This is a genomic window from Actinocorallia populi, from assembly GCF_002995495.1.
In the GTDB taxonomy this organism is placed as follows: domain Bacteria; phylum Actinomycetota; class Actinomycetes; order Streptosporangiales; family Streptosporangiaceae; genus Actinocorallia; species Actinocorallia populi.
Window position 1 is genome coordinate 383321 of sequence record NZ_PVZV01000006.1, and the last position, 15635, is coordinate 398955.

Sequence of the window (15635 nt, forward strand, 5' to 3'; positions counted from 1 at the left end):
GACAAGCGAGGTGGGCGTTTCATCAAATCGCCGGATGAAAGGGGCACCGTGGCCAAGTCGAAGAAGAAGCAGCAGAAAGACAAGGCGAAAGCGCTCGGCTGCGCGACAGGGGTGGTCATCCTCCTCGGATTCTCCGCATGCGACGCGATCTTCGGCGACGACGAACCCGAACCGCTCACCGTCGCGCCCCTCCGTACCACCGCCACCGCCAGCAGCGCTCCGCCGACCACCGACGCCGACTCCTTGACGGCGTGCAGCCGCACCGCCCAAGCCGCAGCCCTCCGCAAAGCGGGACAGAAGAAGCGTGCCATCAACCTGGAATCCGCCGCACTGGCCGCCGCCACCACGTCCGCCGCGCCCGATCTCGCACGCCTCGGACCGACCCGCACCCGCGCGAACATCAAACTGCTGCGCGGCTGGTGCGCGACCCACCACCCGGGGATCAAGGCCGGTCCGGTCGAACCCGAGCCGCAGAAGACCCGCAAGCCACGGCCGCAGAAGACCACGAGCAAACCGGCCGCCCCGTCCACCGACCCCCGCTTCCCGACATGCTCCGCAGCGAACGACGCCGGATACGGACCGTACCGGGAAGGCGTCAACCCCGAGTACGCCTGGTACCAGGACCGTGACGGCGACGGCGTCGTCTGCGAAAGCTGAACCGCCCCGACATCACACGAGACGTGCTCTTAGAGCCTGGTGTCGGGGCGGGATGCGACGTCGGGGTCGGAGTCGGCGGCGGTGGGGTCGGTCGGTTTGTGTTCGATGCCGTTGAGGACCACATCGAGCACCGTGCGGACCCGCCCGGTCGTCAGCGGGGCGCGGGCGAGGATCCGCCTGCCCGGCTCCGTCTCGTTCGTCCAGGGCGCCTCCGCCGTGGACGCGGGCGCGACGTCCTACGGCGGCGCCGTGCACTCCGCCGACCTGAAAGCGGGCGATCGCATCGGCATCGTCGGGCTGGGTGGTCTCGGCCTGACCGGAGCGCGACTCGCGGTCCTGCTGGGAGCCGAGGTCCATGCGGCCGAGCCGCGACGGGAAACATGGCCGATCGCCAAGGAACGCGGCGTCATCAGCATCGTCGAGGACGTACTGGAGCTCGCCCCGCTCCAGCTCGACACGATCGTCGACTTCGCCGGCTTCGGAACCACCACGGCCGGGGCGATCTCCGCCGGTCATCGTCCGGAGCCGTCCCACCGCCCTGCCGGGTGCCGCGGAACCAGAGCCGACATCATCTCGGCAGATCACCCGAAAAGCCGTGTAAGACATGCTCTCAGCCCGGCTGAAGACCTGAACTCCGAACAGGGTCTGGTGGCTCGTCTCTCAGCGTTGCCGGGGTTTGATGCGGGACGAGCCGCTAGCTCACGCTCGCCACGGCTTCGACCTCGAGCAGGACGTCCGGCCGGAACAGCCCGGCGACCTGGACCAGCGAACTCGTCGGCGGACGCTCGGTGTCCACGAACTCATCGCGCACCGCCCGCACGACCGGCAGGTGCCCGGTATCGACGACGTACAGGGTGAGCTTGAAGACGTCGCGCCATCGCGCTCCACCTGCTGCCAGCGCTTCGGTCAGGTTCTGGAAGACCAGCCGCGACTGTTCCTCCCACCCTTGCGGCACGGAGCCGTCGGCGGCGACGGGCACCTGCCCGGACGTCCAGACCAGACGTCCGCCGGCGGGCACCGAGGCGACCTTGCTGTAGCCGTTGGCCGGTCCGATCAAGGCGATTTCGTCCATGATCCCAAGCCTATGGCCGCCTCTCGGCGCACGGGGCCGTGCCTCTTGCCGAGCCTCCCGCTCCATTTCGGGTCCGACGCATCGAACCCTTGCTCGCTGAACGGGTGCATCACCTGACGCACGTAGCCGTCACCGGCCTGCGTCAACGACCTGATCGTGGAGGCAGACCGGGTCTGTGCACCACGCCCACCCCCGGGACCAGGCCGTCGCTGTGTCCGACCGCCTCGAAGTACAACGAGCTCAAAGCGGGTTGCCGGTCGTGCCGTCGAGCATCTCGCGCAGGATGTCCAGGTGGCCGTTGTGGCGGGCCGTCTCCTCGATGAGGTGGAGGAGGATCCAGCGCAGGTCGACGTGGAGGTCGTCGCGAACGGCTCGCCGTGCCCGCTCGTCCAGACTGCACCCGGCGACCAGTTCGCGGTGGCGGGCGCTTTGCTCGGCGTACTCGTCGAGCAACCGCGTGAGGGGGAAGTCGACGGCGATGCGCATCTCGCGGTCGGGGTCCTCCTCGGTCCAGGGGCCCTGGTCCTCCTCGCCGCGGAAGACCACCTGGAACCAGTAGTACTCGACCCAGCGGAGGTGGTTGATCACTCCGCTCAGGGTCATCAGCGGTGAGCCCGGCAGGAGCGCCTTGCGGGCGTTCTCCGCGGAGACACCGGCACACTTGGCGCGGGCGGTGTCACGTGCGTAGTCGAGAAAGGTGGTGAGTTGTGTGCGTTCGTCCCACGCGGGTGGTGTGTCGTCGATTGCGGTCATCGCACGAAGTGTCCCCGATCGCCGCGACCGATGTCGAGGTATTTGACGGCGGGCACGACCTGCCCCGCCCGGCATGACACCGAATACCGGCCGCTGCTCCTCACCCCGGTGGCTCAAGGCGGTCCGACCCGGGCGGATCGGCTGGCCCGGTAGCGGTCGTCATGCTAGTGTGATCAATAGGCGAGGCCATGAGGGGGGTTCCTTCTCATATTTTTTACGATAAAAAAATTTACCCGTCTCGCTTTCCTCGCCTCAGCGAAAAGGCCCTCGGTTCCCGGGGGTCTTCGCCTTTTTTCGGCCATGGTCGTCTTTCACCAATCGAAGGAGGCGGACGGCCGGGGGAGCTGAAGGTCGGGGCGTTCGACGTCGAGGACCTGTACCGGGCGGCCTGGGCGCAGGCCGTCGCGGCGCTCGACCACTGGGTCACCAGGGAGCTCGTCGAGCGGGGGGCTGGCGCTGGCGTTGCGGCCGGAGGCCGACAGGCCGCCGAAGTTCGGCAGGCTGACGGTCTCGATGGAGCTGTTCGAGAGGGTGCACCATCGTGGTGGTTCGCTCGCCGAGGCGTTCCGGGAGCGGCTCGAGAAGGAATGGGCCTACCAGTCGTTCCAGCAGCCCAAGAAGATCGAAGACGCCTTCGCCCAGGTGAGCACGGTCAGGCTGTGGCCGAGGGTCGCCGGTGTGCTCAGCAGGGCGGGGCAGGCGGCCGTGACCGCGGACGAGGTGAGGGGCCGGCTCCAGCGGATCGCCGACCGCCGCAACCGGATCGCGCACACCGCGGACCGTGACCGGGAGAGCCCGACCGGCCGCCGTCCCCTGACGGCCGACGAGGCGGCCGAGACCGTCGAGTGGCTCACCCGGATCGGTGGAGCGATGTCGGACGCCCTCGGCCCGGTGCCCGTGGCCGACTACGACTTTCCGCCCGAGGACGTGGGCGAGCCCGTCCTTCTCCGCTCGGGGAGGAGCCCGTCGCACTGGGACGAGGCGAGCGTCCTGGAGGCCATCGACGCCTACTGCCCGCCGGAGGTGGCCGCGACCCTGCTGGCCGTCTACCGGCATGCCGAGTCCCATCCGGCTTTCGTGCGGTTCTACTACGGCCAGGCCGCCTATCCGTCCGTCACCGCGTGGTTCGAGATCGGTGACGATCAGGCGGCGGCGTGGAGCATCTACACCGGTGAGAAGAAGACCGTCCTGTCGATCAACTTCCAATGGATGCGCGACCGCGGCGTCCCCGCCGACCGGATGGATCCGCTCGTGGAGAGCCTGAGCGCCCTCCCCGGCTGGACTCACGTCCCCGGGACCGTCCGCGCGTCCGCATACGGCAGGCGCCCGGCGCTCGAACCGAAGGCGCTCGCGGAACCTGCGGCGGCGAAGACCATCACGGACGCCTTCGACGTCCTTCTCGCCTCCTCCCGCCACGGTGCGGAGGGAGAAGGCGAGCTCCTGCGCGTGCCGGGGCGGGCCTGACCACGTCCAGGACCCGGTGGCGGCTCTTCTGCGGTCGCCGGGCCGGCACGGTCTCTTCCGGACCGGCCCGGCGGCCGCCGTCATTTCTTCAGGGGTTTTCGGAATCGCGGGTCAGGGGCGAAGGACCCACAGGTTCCAGTCGATGGCGCTGGACCGGCACTGGAAGTCGGTCCACTCCCCGCGCTTGAGGCCGTGGTGGCCTTCCTCGGTGCAGCCGGCGTGGGACCAGTAGTCGTCGAAGAACTCCCAGTGCGCGGCCTGCGCGGGGGTGGCGGTGAGCATGAGCGAGGCGGCCGCCCAGACGACCGCGAGTGCCAGAACGGCCGGGATACGCGTTTTCATGACACTGATTTTTACAAGCGAAAACGGCCCTGTCGCTGATCGCGGAGGGCCTGGTGTCGTTCCGTGCCGGACAGGAATTCCTGACCTGTGCGCAGCCGAAATATGCCTAAGTTAGACATAGGTCTCAAATGGTTCAATCGGCACAAAGGTATAAAGCAAATCCCTGTTTCCGTGCCTTCGCCCGCGCGACGGGAGGCCCCCGGCTCGGTCGGGCACCGGATCCCGCCGAGCCGCCGCCAAAATCTCATACCAGGTTCAAAATCAGACCGGGTCTGGTTATAGTCCGGGTATGACAGGACTTCGTGAGCGTAAGAAGGAGCAGACGCGGCGGCGGATCGCCGCGGTGGCGTTGAGGCTGTTCGCCGAGCGCGGGTTCGACGGGGTGTCGGTCAACGAGATCGCCGCGGCGGCCGAGGTGTCCAAGGCCACCTTCTTCGCGTACTTCCCCGGCAAGGAGTCGCTCGTGCTCCAGGGCGTGGGGGAGGAGGACATGGCCGGGATCGTCGCGCGGCGGTCGCCGGAGCAGTCGCCTCTGCAGGCGTTGCGCGCCCACTACCGGGCGTTCGCCGCGGGGCCGATGGCGGAGGAGGACTGGGGCGAGGTGACCGCCCGGATGAGAGTGGTCTTCGACAGCCCCGCGCTCAGCGGAGCCGCCAACGCCCTGCTCTACCGACAGCGCCAGGCGCTGGCACGGGTGCTGGCCGAAGAGTACGGGCAGGCGGCGGCCGTGCTGGCGGCGGCCCAGATCGCCGCCACCGTGCTCACCCTCCAGGAGTCGTTCTTCCACCTCCTCGTCGGCGGTACTCCACCCCGAGAGGCCGCCCAGGCCATGGCCCGCGACACCGAACTCGCCTTCGACCTGCTGGAACACGGCATCACCCACGCGAAGGGGAAATGACATGCGCGCACGGGGCATCAACTACGACACGGGCTTCCTCCCGGGCGACGGGATCTCCCGCAAGGTCTTCACCCCCGAAGCGGTCCGGCACGACATGGAAGTGATTTCCGGTGCCCTGCGCTGCGACGCCGTGCGCGTCTCCGGCCGCGACCCCGAACGGCTGGGCACCGCCGCCCGGTGCGCCGCCGACGCCGGGCTCGAAGTCTGGTTCGCCCCCTTCCCCGTTGACCTCCCCTCCACCGAACTGCTCCCTTTCCTGGCCGACTGCGCCCGGCGAGCCGAGACCCTGCGCCTGACAGGGGCCGAGGTGGTGTTCGTGACCGGCTGCGAGATCAGCGCCTTCTGCGGCGGTTTCCTGCCGGGAGACACCTACGGCGACCGCCTGCACGCCATGGCGACCGCCGACATGGCGTGGTGGACGTCCCTCGGCCCGGTCCGGGAACGCCTCAACGCCTTCCTCGCCCGAGCCGCCGAGACGGTCCGCGCCCACTTCGGCGGCCGCATCACCTACGCCTCAGGCCCCTGGGAGTCCGTCGACTGGCGGCCGTTCGACATCGTCGGCATCGACGCCTACCGGGCCGCATACAACGCCGACACCTTCCGTTCGGAGCTGCGCGGGCACCTCGCGCACGGCAAACCCGTCGCGGTGACCGAGTACGGGACCTGCGCCTACCGGGGCGCGGGCGACCGCGGGGGCTCGGCATGGCAGGTGCCGCAAGACGCGGTACCCGACGAGGACGAGCAGGTGCGCTACCTGACCGAACTGCTGGACGTCTTCGAAGAGGAGGGTGTGGACACCGCGCTCTGGTTCACCTTCGCGGGCTACGGCAGGCCCGGTGACGAGGACCTCGGTTCCTACGGGGTGGTCCGGATGCTCGACGAGACCCGCTGGGAACCGAAGAAGGTCTTCCACGCGATGGCGGCCAGGCACCGGCGCTGAGGCGACCGGTCCATCGGAGCGGCCGTGATCGGGAAATGTCAGAGCCGACCGGAAGAATGCCTTCATGGACATCGCCCCCCTCACCGAGATCACCGATGCCGCCGGATACGCCGCGGCGGTCGAACTGGCGTTGACGGCGTCGGCCGCCTACTACGAGGACGGCTCCTCGACGCTGGACGACGACGCCTTCGACCGGCTGGTGCGCGGAATCGAGGCCTGGGAGAAGGCGCATCCCGACCAGGTGCTGCCCGGTTCCCCCACCGGGAAGGTCGCCGGCGGCGCCGTCGTCGGCGACGTCCCGCACCTGCGGCCGATGTTGTCGCTGGACAACGTGTTCTCGCCCGAGCAGCTGGCCGCGTGGGCGGCCGGAGTGGAGCGGCGGCTCGGGCGCCCGGTGGCCGGATGGGCCGTGGAGGCCAAGCTGGACGGCCTGGCGATCTCGGCCCGCTACCGGGAAGGCCGTCTGGCCCAGCTCGTGACCAGGGGCGACGGCGCCTCCGGTGAGGACGTCTCGCACGCGATCGGCTCGATCGCCGGCCTGCCCGTCACGCTGGAGCAGCCGGTGACGGTCGAGATCCGCGGTGAGGTCCTGCTGACCCGGGAGCAGTTCGAGGCCGCGAACCGGCTGCGCGTCGAACACGGCGGCGACCCGTTCGCCAACCCCCGCTCCGGCGCGGCGGGGAGCATGCGGGCCAAGGACCGCCCCTACCAGGTGGAGTGGACGTTCTTCGGCTACGGCGCCCTGCCCATGGAGGAGGGCGGCGAGCAGGCCGAGCGGCTCGCGCGGCTGCCGCACACTCAGGTGATGGGGCTGCTCGCCGAACTCGGCGTGCGGACCAGCGCCGCCGCCGTCCCGGGACCGATCGGGTACGCGACGGTGGACGAGGTGCTGGCACGGGTGGCGGAGATCGCGACGGCCCGCGCCGGGCTCCCGTTCGGCATCGACGGGATCGTCATCAAGGCCGACTCCGCCGCCGACCAGGAGCAGGCCGGGTTCTCCAGCCGGGCGCCGCGCTGGGCCATCGCCTACAAGCTGCCCGCCGACACCAAGATCACCACCTTGCGGGAGGTGGAGTGGGCGGTCGGGCGGACCGGGGTGATCGCGCCGCGCGCGGTGCTGGAGCCGGTCGAGATCGACGGCACGATCGTCACCTACGCGACCCTGCACAACCCCGCCGACATCACCCGCCGCGGCCTGATGCTGGGCGACCAGGTCACCGTGTACAAGGCCGGGGACGTCATCCCGCGCGTGGAGGCCCCGGTGGTGCCGGCCCGCACCGGCGCCGAGCAGCCGATCGTCTTCCCGCAGGCGTGCCCGGACTGCGGCGGCGAGATCGACCGCTCGCAGGAGCGCTGGCGGTGCGCCCTGGGCCGGGCCTGCAACGCGGTCGCCTCCATCAGCTACGCCGTCGGCCGCGACCAGCTCGACATCGAGGGGCTCGGCCGCACCCGCATCGTCCAGATGGTCGAGGCGGGGCTGATCGCCGACTTCGCCGACCTGTTCACCCTCACCCGCGAGCAGGTCCTCGGCCTGGACCGGATGGGGGAGACCTCGACCGACAACCTCCTGGCCGCCATCGAGGCCGCCAAGGGCAAGCCGCTGTCCCGGGTGTTCGCCGCGCTCGGCGTCCGGGGCACCGGCCGGTCGATGTCGCGGCGCATCGCCCGCCACTTCGCCGGGATGGAGCACGTCCGCGCCGCCGACGTCGAGCAGGTGCAGCAGGTCGACGGCATCGGCCCGGAGAAGGCCGTCGTGCTCGTCGCCGAACTCGCCGAGATCGCCCCGCTCATCGACAAACTGGTCGCCGCGGGCGTCAACATGACCGAGCCCGGCGCCACCACGCCCGAGGAACGCGCCGCCGCCGCGGACTCCGAGCACACCGGGGACTCCGGCCTCCCCCTGTCCGGTATGGCCGTGGTCGTCACCGGCGGCATGACCGGCCCCCTGCAGTCCCTGTCCCGCAACGAGATGAACGAGCTCATCGAACGCGCCGGAGGCCGCGCCTCCTCCAGCGTCTCCAAGTCCACGTCCCTGCTGGTGGCGGGCGAGAAGGCCGGCTCCAAGAAGACCAAGGCCGAAACCCTCGGCACCCGCATCATCACCCCCGACGAGTTCGCCGTCCTGGTCGCCGACCACCTGTGACCACCGGCCCCGACGGCCCCGGTGACCCAAGGCCCCGTCCGGGCCGCCGGGCGAGCTCCTGCTCCCCTCCGGTCCGGAACCACCGCAGACCAGCCGGACGCGCGACGACATGGTCTCCGTGCCCTCCGGTCCGGCGGGTCGGCCGGGCGCGTGAGGACGTGGTCTCCCGCGTGGCCCGGTCCACCGCGGATCAGCCGGGCGCGCGACGGCGTGCGGGTCGTGATGCCCGTGCGGGCCGGGGTCCACCGGTCGGTGGACCCCGGGTTCAACCGGTCGAGGCTGTCCGCGGGGAGGGTGCGACGGCCAGCATCGAAGACATGAACGATCTTCCTGTGCGGATGGCCCGGTGGAGTGCCGGGCACCCGTGGCGCGCCATCGCCGGCTGGTTCCTGTTCGTCGCCCTGTGCCTGGGGACCGGGCTCGCCGTCGGCGGGAACGCCGCCACCACCGAGGACTACCGCGTCGGCGAGGGGGGACGTGCCGAGGCCATGGCCGCCGAGGGCGGGCTGCAGCAGAAGCCCGTCGAACGCGTGCTGATCTCCGGCCGCCCCGGAGCCGGTCCCCTCGATCCCGCCTCCGCCGACGCCGCCGCGCGCGACGTCACCGAGCGGATGCGGGCCCTGCCCGAGGTCGAGTCCGTCGCCGCGCCGGTCCGCTCGGCCGACGGCACCGTCCTGCGTGTCGACGTCACCCTGAAGGGCCCCGAACTCGACGGCAAGAAGCACGTCGACCCGCTCCTCGCCCAGACCGCCGAGGTCCAGAAGACACACCCCGGCCTGCTCGTGGAGGAGACCGGCAGCCCCTCCATCAGCAAGGGAGTCGGGGAGCTGCGCGGCAGCGATCTGGCCCGCACCGAGGCGATCGCGCTGCCCATCACGCTGATCACCCTGCTGTTCGTCTTCGGCTCCATCGCCCTGGCCGTCGTGCCGCTGCTGCTGGCACTGTCCTCGATCGCCGCCTCCATCGGCCTGTCGATGCTCGCCTCGCACGCCTTCCCCGACGCGGGCGTCGGCACCAACGTGATCCTGCTGATCGGGCTGGCCGTCGGCGTCGACTACACGCTCTTCTACCTCAAGCGCGAACGCGAGGAACGCGCCCGCTCCGGCGGCGGCCTCTCCTCACAGGCCGTGGTCGAACTGGCCGCCGCCACCTCCGGACGCGCCGTCGTGCTGTCCGGCATCGCCGTCGCCGTCTCCAGCGCGACCCTCTACCTGGCCGACGACGTCATCTTCTCCTCCATCGCCACCGGCGCGATCATCGTCTCGCTCGTCGCCGTGGCCAGTTCGCTGACCGTCCTGCCCGCCCTGCTGGCCGAGCTCGGCGACCGCGCCGAACGCAGGGCCGCACGCAAGGCCGCCCGACGCGGCGTCAAGCCCGCCCGGAGGCCGCGGAACGGCGGCGGCCGGATCACCGCCGCGATGTTGCGCCTGACCAGTGCCCGTCCCGCCGCCACGCTCGGCGTCGCCACGGCCGCCATGCTCCTCCTGAGCGCTCCGCTCCTGAGCCTGAACCTCACCGACATGGGCCGAGACACCCACCCCCGCGACATCCCCGCCATGCAGACCTACGACCGGCTCAACGCCGCGTTCCCCGAGCTGAAGTCCATGCACCAGGTCGTCGTGCACGCCGGACCCGGCCGCACCGCCGAGGCCACCGCCGCGCTGCGCGACCTCGCCGACCGCGTCGAGGACGACCCCCGGCTCACCGGGACCGCGGACCTGCGCACCTCCGCCGACGGCCGCGTCCAGCTGCTGGAGCTCCCCGTACCCCACCATGTCAGCGAGCCCGAGGCCCGCACGTCCCTGCACGATCTGCGGACCGAGCACATCCCCGCCGTCCTCGGCACGCTGGACGGCGTCGAGACCGCCGTCACCGGCGACGTCGCCCGCTACGCCGACTACCCCGAGCACCAGAAGGACAAGCTCCCCCTCATCATCGGGGCACTGCTCCTGGTGACGTTCGCCGTCACCGCACGGGCGTTCCGCTCCCTGGTCCTCGGTCTCGTCGGCGTCGTCCTCAACCTCCTGTCGGCCGGCGCCTCCCTCGGCCTGCTCGTCCTGGTCTTCCAGAACACCTGGGCCGAAGGCCTGCTCGACTTCACCTCCACCGGATCCGTCGGCTCCCGCGTTCCGCTGTTCCTGTTCGTCATCCTCTTCGGCCTGTCCATGGACTACCAGGTGTTCGTCCTCAGCCGGATCCGGGAGGCCGTCCTGGACGGCGCGCCCACCCGCCGGGCCGTGCTCGACGGCATCGGACGGTCCGCGGGCGTCGTCACCAGCGCCGCGTTCGTCATGGTGACCGTGTTCGCCAGCTTCGTAGGCCTGCACATCATGGAGATGAAGCAGATGGGCTTCGCCCTGGCGGTCGCCGTCCTGCTGGACGCGGTCGTCATCCGGATCCTGATCCTGCCCGCCCTCCTGCTGATGCTCGGCGACCGGACCTGGTGGCCCTCCCGGGCCGCTCACCGCGACCGGTCCGGCATCGCCGCAACTCCGGCGAAAGTAGGCTGATCAATATGAATCCGCAGCCCTCCGGCCGGCCCGGAGCACTCCACTGGTGGTACGCCGTCGGCTGGACGTTCCTGGGGCTGTGCCCGCCGGTGATCGCCGTGTGGGACCAGCCGGGCGTGACCCGGTACTGGTCGGTGGGGCTGTCGGCGGCCGCCGCCGTCTGCTACGCGCTCACCGACGCACGCCTGCTGCGCCCCTACGCGTTCCTGTGCGCGCTCGTCTCCTTCATCGGCGCGATGTCCTTCCTGCTCGGCGGCGGCGCGGCCCTTTACATCGTGTCCCTGCCGCTGTTCTGGATATACGCCCGCCGCCTTCGGCACGCGGTCGCCCTCAGCGGTGCCGCGGCAGCGGTGACCGTCGGCGGCGGTGCCCTTCGGCACGGTTGGAACGCCGACTTCCTCACCGGCAACGCCGTCTTCACGCTCATCGGCTACGTCGCCGGAGCGTTCCTGGGCGCCTGGATGCACCGCATGCTGGAACAACGCGACGAGCGCGCCCGCCACCTCAGCGCCGAACTCGAAGCCGCCCAGCGGGAGCTGACCGAGGCCCACCAGCGCCAGGGCGCCGCCGACGAACGTGAACGGATCGCCCGGGAGATCCACGACACCCTCGCCCAGGGGTTCGCCTCCATCATCGCCCTGGCCGAGGCCGCCCGCGAAGGCATCGCCGCCGATCCCGACCGCAGCTCCCGGCAGCTGCTGTCCATCGAACGCACCGCCCGTGACAACCTCGCCGAGGCCCGTGCCCTCGTCGGGTCCGCCCCGGCCGTCGCGGCCGGTTCCGTCTCCCTCACCCTGCGCCGCGCGCTGGACCGCTTCGCCGAGGACACCGGCCTCACCGTCACCGCGGACCTCCCCGATCTCGACTGCGATCAGCCCACCCGGATCGCGTTGTTGCGCTGCACCCAGGAATCCCTGGCCAACGTGCGCAAACACGCCGCCGCCACCACCGTGAGCGTCGTCCTGACCCGCCACTCCGACGCCGTCGAACTGGAGATCACCGACGACGGCCGGGGCTTTCGCACCGCCGAGGCCCGCGGTTTCGGCCTCGACGGCATGCGGCGACGCCTGGCCGAACTCGGCGGCGAGCTCACCGTCACCAGCTCCCTCGGAGACGGCACCCGGATTCTGGCCGCGATCCCCACCGACGAGAGGTGCCTGACATGACCGAGCCCCTCCGCGTCATCGTGGTCGACGACCACCCCGTCATGCGGGCGGGCGTCGTCGCCCTCCTGGCGTCCGAACCGACGCTCGCCATCATCGGAGAGGCCGCCGACGGCCGCGAGGCGGTCGAACTCGTCGAACGCCTGGCCCCCGACGTCGCGCTCGTCGACCTGCGGATGCCCGTCATGGACGGCGTCGCCGCCACGACCTCGATCCTGGCGCTCCCCACCGGGACGCGGGTGCTGATCCTCACCACCTACGACACCGACACCGACATCGAACGCGCCGTCGAGGCAGGCGCCATCGGCTACCTCCTCAAGGACGCCACCCGTGAACAGCTCGTCGCCGCCGTCCATGCCGCCGCCCGCGGTGAGACCGTTCTGGCGCCCCGCGTCGCCGAACGCCTCGTCGCCCGCATGCGGCGTCCCACGGAGACGCCACTGACCGCCCGCGAGGCCGACGTCCTGAACGCAGTCGCCGACGGCCTGTCCAACGCCGAGATCGGCGAACGGCTCTTCATCGCCGAAGCCACCGTCAAGACGCACCTGCTGCGCGTCTTTGCCAAGCTCGATGTCAGCGACCGCACCCATGCCGTCGTGGTGGCCCTCGACCGCGGCCTCCTGACCCGTCCCCCGAGGCCCCGCTGACCGCGGCGGAGCGTTCGGCCGTCTTCGAGGGAGTCATCCACCTAGGCCGGTACCTGTCCTAGGTGGATGGCATAGTGAAGGCATGTTGGAGACCTCGGCCCGCCTGCTCCGCTTGTTGTCGCTGCTGCAGACACCCCGCTCCTGGTCGGGCCCGGAGCTGGCCGACCGGCTCGACGTGAGCCCGCGCACCATCCGCCGCGACGTCGACCGGCTGCGCGAGCTCGGGTACACCGTGCACGCCGTCGCGGGAGCGTCCGGGTACAGGCTCGGCGCCGGCGCCGACCTGCCGCCGCTGCTGCTGGACGACGAGGAGGCGGTGGCGGTCGCCCTGGGGCTGCGCACCGCCGCGGGCCTGGCGGTGACCGGTATCGAGGACAGCTCGGTGCGGGCACTGGCCAAGCTGGAGCGGGTGCTGCCGTCCCGGCTGCGCCACCGCGTCCACGCGCTGCAGTCGATGACCGTTCCCCTGGCGGCGGGCGGGTCCGCGGTCGATCCGGACGTCCTGACCGCGATCACGGCCGCCTGCCGCGACCACGAGACCCTGCGGTTCGTCTACCGCGCGCACGACGGGGCGCAGAGCAGGCGCCTGGCGGAGCCGCACCGCCTCGTGGCCACCGGCCGCCGCTGGTACCTGGTCGCCTACGACGTCGAGCGCGCGGACTGGCGCACCTTCCGCCTCGACCGACTCACCCTCCGCACACCCAACGGTCCCCGCTTCGTCCCCCGCGACCCGCCCGCCACCGATCTCGCCGGATACACCTCCCGTGCGATATCGAGCTCGCCCTACCGCTACCAGGGCCGCTTCACCATGGACGCGCCCGCCGAGGCCGTGAGCCGGCACATCGCCCCGACGACGGGCACGGTCGAACCCGTCGACGAGCGGACCTGCACGTTGACGTGCGGCTCCAACTCGCTCGACGAACTGGCCTTGTGGGTGGCGCTGGCAGGGGTGCCCTTCACCGTTCACGAACCGCCTGAGCTGATCGAGCACATCCGCACGCTCACCACACGGCTCACCGAGGCGCTTCCCTCGCCTTCCGCCGGGTGACCCCGGCGGGCCCGGCGAGTTCAGCCGGGTTCGCCGAGGATGCCGCGGAGCGCGGGCAGGATCGCGTCGAGGTTCTCGGTGGTGCGGAACACGACGATCGATCCGCTGTCGCCTTCGGCGGCGGGTTCGGTGAAGAGCGCGATGGTGGGGGCCATGGCGGCGTCGAACTCCGCTTCGGGCCGCTTCGTCAGGCCGCGCAGCCAGCGGCGGAGCACGTGGTTGTGGGCGGTCACCACGGCGGCCGCCATGAGTTCGGCCCGCAGGGCGGTGTCCTCGCCGCCGCCCATCCAGGTGTGGGCGAACTCGCGGAACGCCCGCTGGTACTGCAGGGTGCCGGTGCTCTCCCGGTCCCGTAGCGCGGGGACGCTGCGGGTCAGCCGGTACCGGGCCAGCGCCAGTTCCCCTTCGTCGAGGTAGTGCAGGAGCACCAGCCGCGCCGCCTCGCGGATCGCCACGAGGGCGGTCTCCCGCGTGGATCCGGCCAGGCGGGCCCGGACGGCGGTGATCAGCGCGTCGTGGTCGGGGAAGACGACGTCTTCCTTGGACCGGAAGGTGCGGAAGAACGTCGAGCGGCCCACCCCGGCCCGCTCGGTGATGTCGTCGACCGTCGTGCGTTCGTAACCGCGCTCCTCGAACAGCGCGAAGGCGGCCTCCCTGAGGCGTTCCCGGGCGGTGTGCTCTGCCATCTGCTGCTCCTCGACTCTGCCGCCGCGACCTTACGGGAGGGCGACGGCGGCGGAGAGGTTGCCATCCGTCATGGTACTGAGTACCTTAATTATGGTACTCAGTATCGGCAGCCGGACGCCTTCCGATCCGAAGGGAATCCCGATGAACGACGCAGGCTTCGACCTGTTCCGCATCTCCGAGGACCACGAGGCGCTGCGGGAGGCCGTGAGCGCGGTGGCCCGCGACAAGATCGCCCCGCACGCCGCGGAGGCCGACGAGCGGGCGGAGTTCCCGCAGGCCGCCTACGAGGCCCTGATCGCCTCGGACTTCCACGCGCCGCACGTGCCCGAGGAGTACGGAGGGGTCGGCGCGGACGCCCTGGCGACCTGCATCGTCATCGAGGAGGTCGCCCGTGCCTGCGCGTCGTCCTCCCTCATCCCCGCGGTGAACAAGCTCGGCAGCCTGCCGCTGATCCTTGCCGCCTCGGAGGAGGTCAAGCAGAAGTACCTGCCGCCGCTGGCGCGCGGCGAGGCGGCGTTCTCCTACGGCTTGTCCGAGCGCGAGGCGGGCTCCGACACCGCGTCCATGAAGTGCCGGGCGGTCGCCGACGGCGATGACTGGATCCTGTCCGGCCACAAGGCGTGGATCACCAACGCCGGCGTCTCCGACTACTACACCGTGCTCGCGGTCACCGACCCCGACGGCAGGCGCGGCGCGAACGTCAGCGCGTTCGTCGTGGAGAAGTCCGACCCCGGTTTCGGGTTCGGCGCCCCCGAGCACAAGCTGGGCATCAAGGGCTCCCCGACCCGCGAACTGCACTTCGACGACGTCCGCATCCCCGGCGACCGCATGGTCGGCAAGCCCGGCGAAGGCCTCAAGATCGCGCTGCGCACCCTCGACCACACCCGGATCACCATCGGCGCCCAGGCCGTCGGCATCGCCCAGGGTGCGCTGGACGTCGCCGTGGACTACGTCAAGGAGCGCAAGCAGTTCGGCAAGGCCATCGCCGAGTTCCAGGGCCTGCAGTTCATGCTCGCCGACATGGCCATGGCCGTCGAGACGGCCCGCCAGATGGTCTACGTCGCCGCCGCCAAGTCCGAACGCGGCGACGACGACCTCACCTTCTTCGGTGCAGCGGCCAAGTGCCACGCCTCCGACGTCGCCATGCGCGTGACCGTCGACGCCGTCCAGGCCCTCGGCGGCGCCGGCTACACCCGCGACTTCCCCGTCGAACGCATGATGCGCGACGCCAAGATCACCCAGATCTACGAGGGCACCAACCAGATCCAGCGCCTCGTCATGGCCCGCCAACTCCTCAAATAGTCCCGGAAG

14 protein-coding genes are annotated in these 15635 nt (G+C 70.9%); 10 read left to right on the plus strand and 4 right to left on the minus strand.

Features of this window, described 5'->3' with window-relative positions:
• Positions 1-48 precede the first annotated feature (48 nt).
• Positions 49-657, plus strand: a complete 609-nt coding sequence (locus C2865_RS25145) for an excalibur calcium-binding domain-containing protein (RefSeq protein ID WP_198653579.1) — start codon at positions 49-51, stop codon at positions 655-657.
• Positions 658-1351: 694 nt separating this feature from the next.
• Here C2865_RS25145 and C2865_RS25150 read toward each other — a convergent pair.
• Both C2865_RS25150 and C2865_RS25155 read right to left on the minus strand, forming a co-directional pair.
• Entirely contained in the window at positions 1352-1729 is a 378-nt protein-coding gene (locus C2865_RS25150) for a RidA family protein (protein ID WP_106401019.1), read from the minus strand.
• A 240-nt stretch (positions 1730-1969) separates the two neighbouring features.
• On the minus strand, positions 1970-2482 hold the full coding sequence (locus C2865_RS25155) for a DinB family protein (protein WP_106401020.1): 513 nt from the start codon (positions 2480-2482) through the stop codon (positions 1970-1972).
• Positions 2483-2944: 462 nt separating this feature from the next.
• Here C2865_RS25155 and C2865_RS25160 point away from each other — a divergent pair, with 462 nt between their 5' ends.
• Entirely contained in the window at positions 2945-3946 is a 1002-nt protein-coding gene (locus C2865_RS25160; protein ID WP_106401021.1) for a hypothetical protein, read from the plus strand.
• Positions 3947-4057: 111 nt separating this feature from the next.
• Here the strand turns inward: C2865_RS25160 and C2865_RS25165 are convergent, their stop codons facing one another.
• A complete protein-coding gene (locus tag C2865_RS25165; RefSeq protein ID WP_106401022.1) occupies positions 4058-4288 on the minus strand; it encodes a hypothetical protein in 231 nt (76 codons plus the stop codon).
• A 289-nt stretch (positions 4289-4577) separates the two neighbouring features.
• Between C2865_RS25165 and C2865_RS25170 the strand changes: the two genes are divergently transcribed.
• From C2865_RS25170 to C2865_RS25200, 7 genes are all read left to right on the plus strand, one after another.
• Complete coding sequence (locus tag C2865_RS25170; protein WP_106401023.1) at positions 4578-5186, plus strand: TetR family transcriptional regulator; 609 nt, start codon at positions 4578-4580, stop codon at positions 5184-5186.
• A gap of 1 nt (position 5187) precedes the next feature.
• Positions 5188-6126 (plus strand): hypothetical protein, encoded by a 939-nt coding sequence (locus C2865_RS25175; protein ID WP_106401024.1) that lies wholly within the window; start codon positions 5188-5190, stop codon positions 6124-6126.
• Between the two features lie 64 nt (positions 6127-6190).
• Positions 6191-8269: an NAD-dependent DNA ligase LigA gene (ligA, locus tag C2865_RS25180; RefSeq protein WP_106401025.1), complete on the plus strand. Its 2079-nt coding sequence runs from the start codon at positions 6191-6193 to the stop codon at positions 8267-8269.
• A gap of 317 nt (positions 8270-8586) precedes the next feature.
• Positions 8587-10779 (plus strand): MMPL family transporter, encoded by a 2193-nt coding sequence (locus C2865_RS25185; protein ID WP_106401026.1) that lies wholly within the window; start codon positions 8587-8589, stop codon positions 10777-10779.
• Positions 10780-10784: 5 nt separating this feature from the next.
• Entirely contained in the window at positions 10785-11945 is a 1161-nt protein-coding gene (locus C2865_RS25190; RefSeq protein ID WP_106401027.1) for a sensor histidine kinase, read from the plus strand.
• Positions 11942-12589: a response regulator gene (locus tag C2865_RS25195; RefSeq protein ID WP_106401028.1), complete on the plus strand. Its 648-nt coding sequence runs from the start codon at positions 11942-11944 to the stop codon at positions 12587-12589. Before C2865_RS25190 ends, C2865_RS25195 begins: the two co-directional genes overlap by 4 nt.
• 82 nt (positions 12590-12671) lie before the next feature.
• Positions 12672-13637, plus strand: coding sequence for a helix-turn-helix transcriptional regulator (locus C2865_RS25200; protein WP_106401029.1), 966 nt, complete (start codon positions 12672-12674; stop codon positions 13635-13637).
• 20 nt (positions 13638-13657) lie between these two features.
• Here the strand turns inward: C2865_RS25200 and C2865_RS25205 are convergent, their stop codons facing one another.
• The gene (locus tag C2865_RS25205; protein WP_106401030.1) at positions 13658-14323 is read right to left on the minus strand and encodes a TetR/AcrR family transcriptional regulator; all 666 of its coding nucleotides are present in this window, start codon (positions 14321-14323) and stop codon (positions 13658-13660) included.
• Positions 14324-14465: 142 nt separating this feature from the next.
• On the opposite strand from C2865_RS25205, the gene C2865_RS25210 reads away from it, so the two are divergent.
• Entirely contained in the window at positions 14466-15626 is a 1161-nt protein-coding gene (locus C2865_RS25210; RefSeq protein ID WP_106401031.1) for an acyl-CoA dehydrogenase family protein, read from the plus strand.
• Positions 15627-15635 lie beyond the last annotated feature (9 nt).

Excerpts from the sequence above, each read along its gene's own strand:
- C2865_RS25150 (WP_106401019.1), bottom strand. The coding sequence starts at position 1,729 with ATGGACGAAATCGCCTTGATCGGACCGGCCAACGGCTACAGCAAGGTC.
- C2865_RS25155 (WP_106401020.1), bottom strand. The coding sequence starts at position 2,482 with ATGACCGCAATCGACGACACACCACCCGCGTGGGACGAACGCACACAA.
- C2865_RS25165 (WP_106401022.1), bottom strand. The coding sequence starts at position 4,288 with ATGAAAACGCGTATCCCGGCCGTTCTGGCACTCGCGGTCGTCTGGGCG.
- C2865_RS25170 (WP_106401023.1), top strand. The coding sequence starts at position 4,578 with ATGACAGGACTTCGTGAGCGTAAGAAGGAGCAGACGCGGCGGCGGATC.
- C2865_RS25175 (WP_106401024.1), top strand. The coding sequence starts at position 5,188 with ATGCGCGCACGGGGCATCAACTACGACACGGGCTTCCTCCCGGGCGAC.
- ligA (WP_106401025.1), top strand. The coding sequence starts at position 6,191 with ATGGACATCGCCCCCCTCACCGAGATCACCGATGCCGCCGGATACGCC.
- C2865_RS25185 (WP_106401026.1), top strand. The coding sequence starts at position 8,587 with ATGAACGATCTTCCTGTGCGGATGGCCCGGTGGAGTGCCGGGCACCCG.
- C2865_RS25190 (WP_106401027.1), top strand. The coding sequence starts at position 10,785 with ATGAATCCGCAGCCCTCCGGCCGGCCCGGAGCACTCCACTGGTGGTAC.
- C2865_RS25195 (WP_106401028.1), top strand. The coding sequence starts at position 11,942 with ATGACCGAGCCCCTCCGCGTCATCGTGGTCGACGACCACCCCGTCATG.
- C2865_RS25200 (WP_106401029.1), top strand. The coding sequence starts at position 12,672 with ATGTTGGAGACCTCGGCCCGCCTGCTCCGCTTGTTGTCGCTGCTGCAG.
- C2865_RS25205 (WP_106401030.1), bottom strand. The coding sequence starts at position 14,323 with ATGGCAGAGCACACCGCCCGGGAACGCCTCAGGGAGGCCGCCTTCGCG.
- C2865_RS25210 (WP_106401031.1), top strand. The coding sequence starts at position 14,466 with ATGAACGACGCAGGCTTCGACCTGTTCCGCATCTCCGAGGACCACGAG.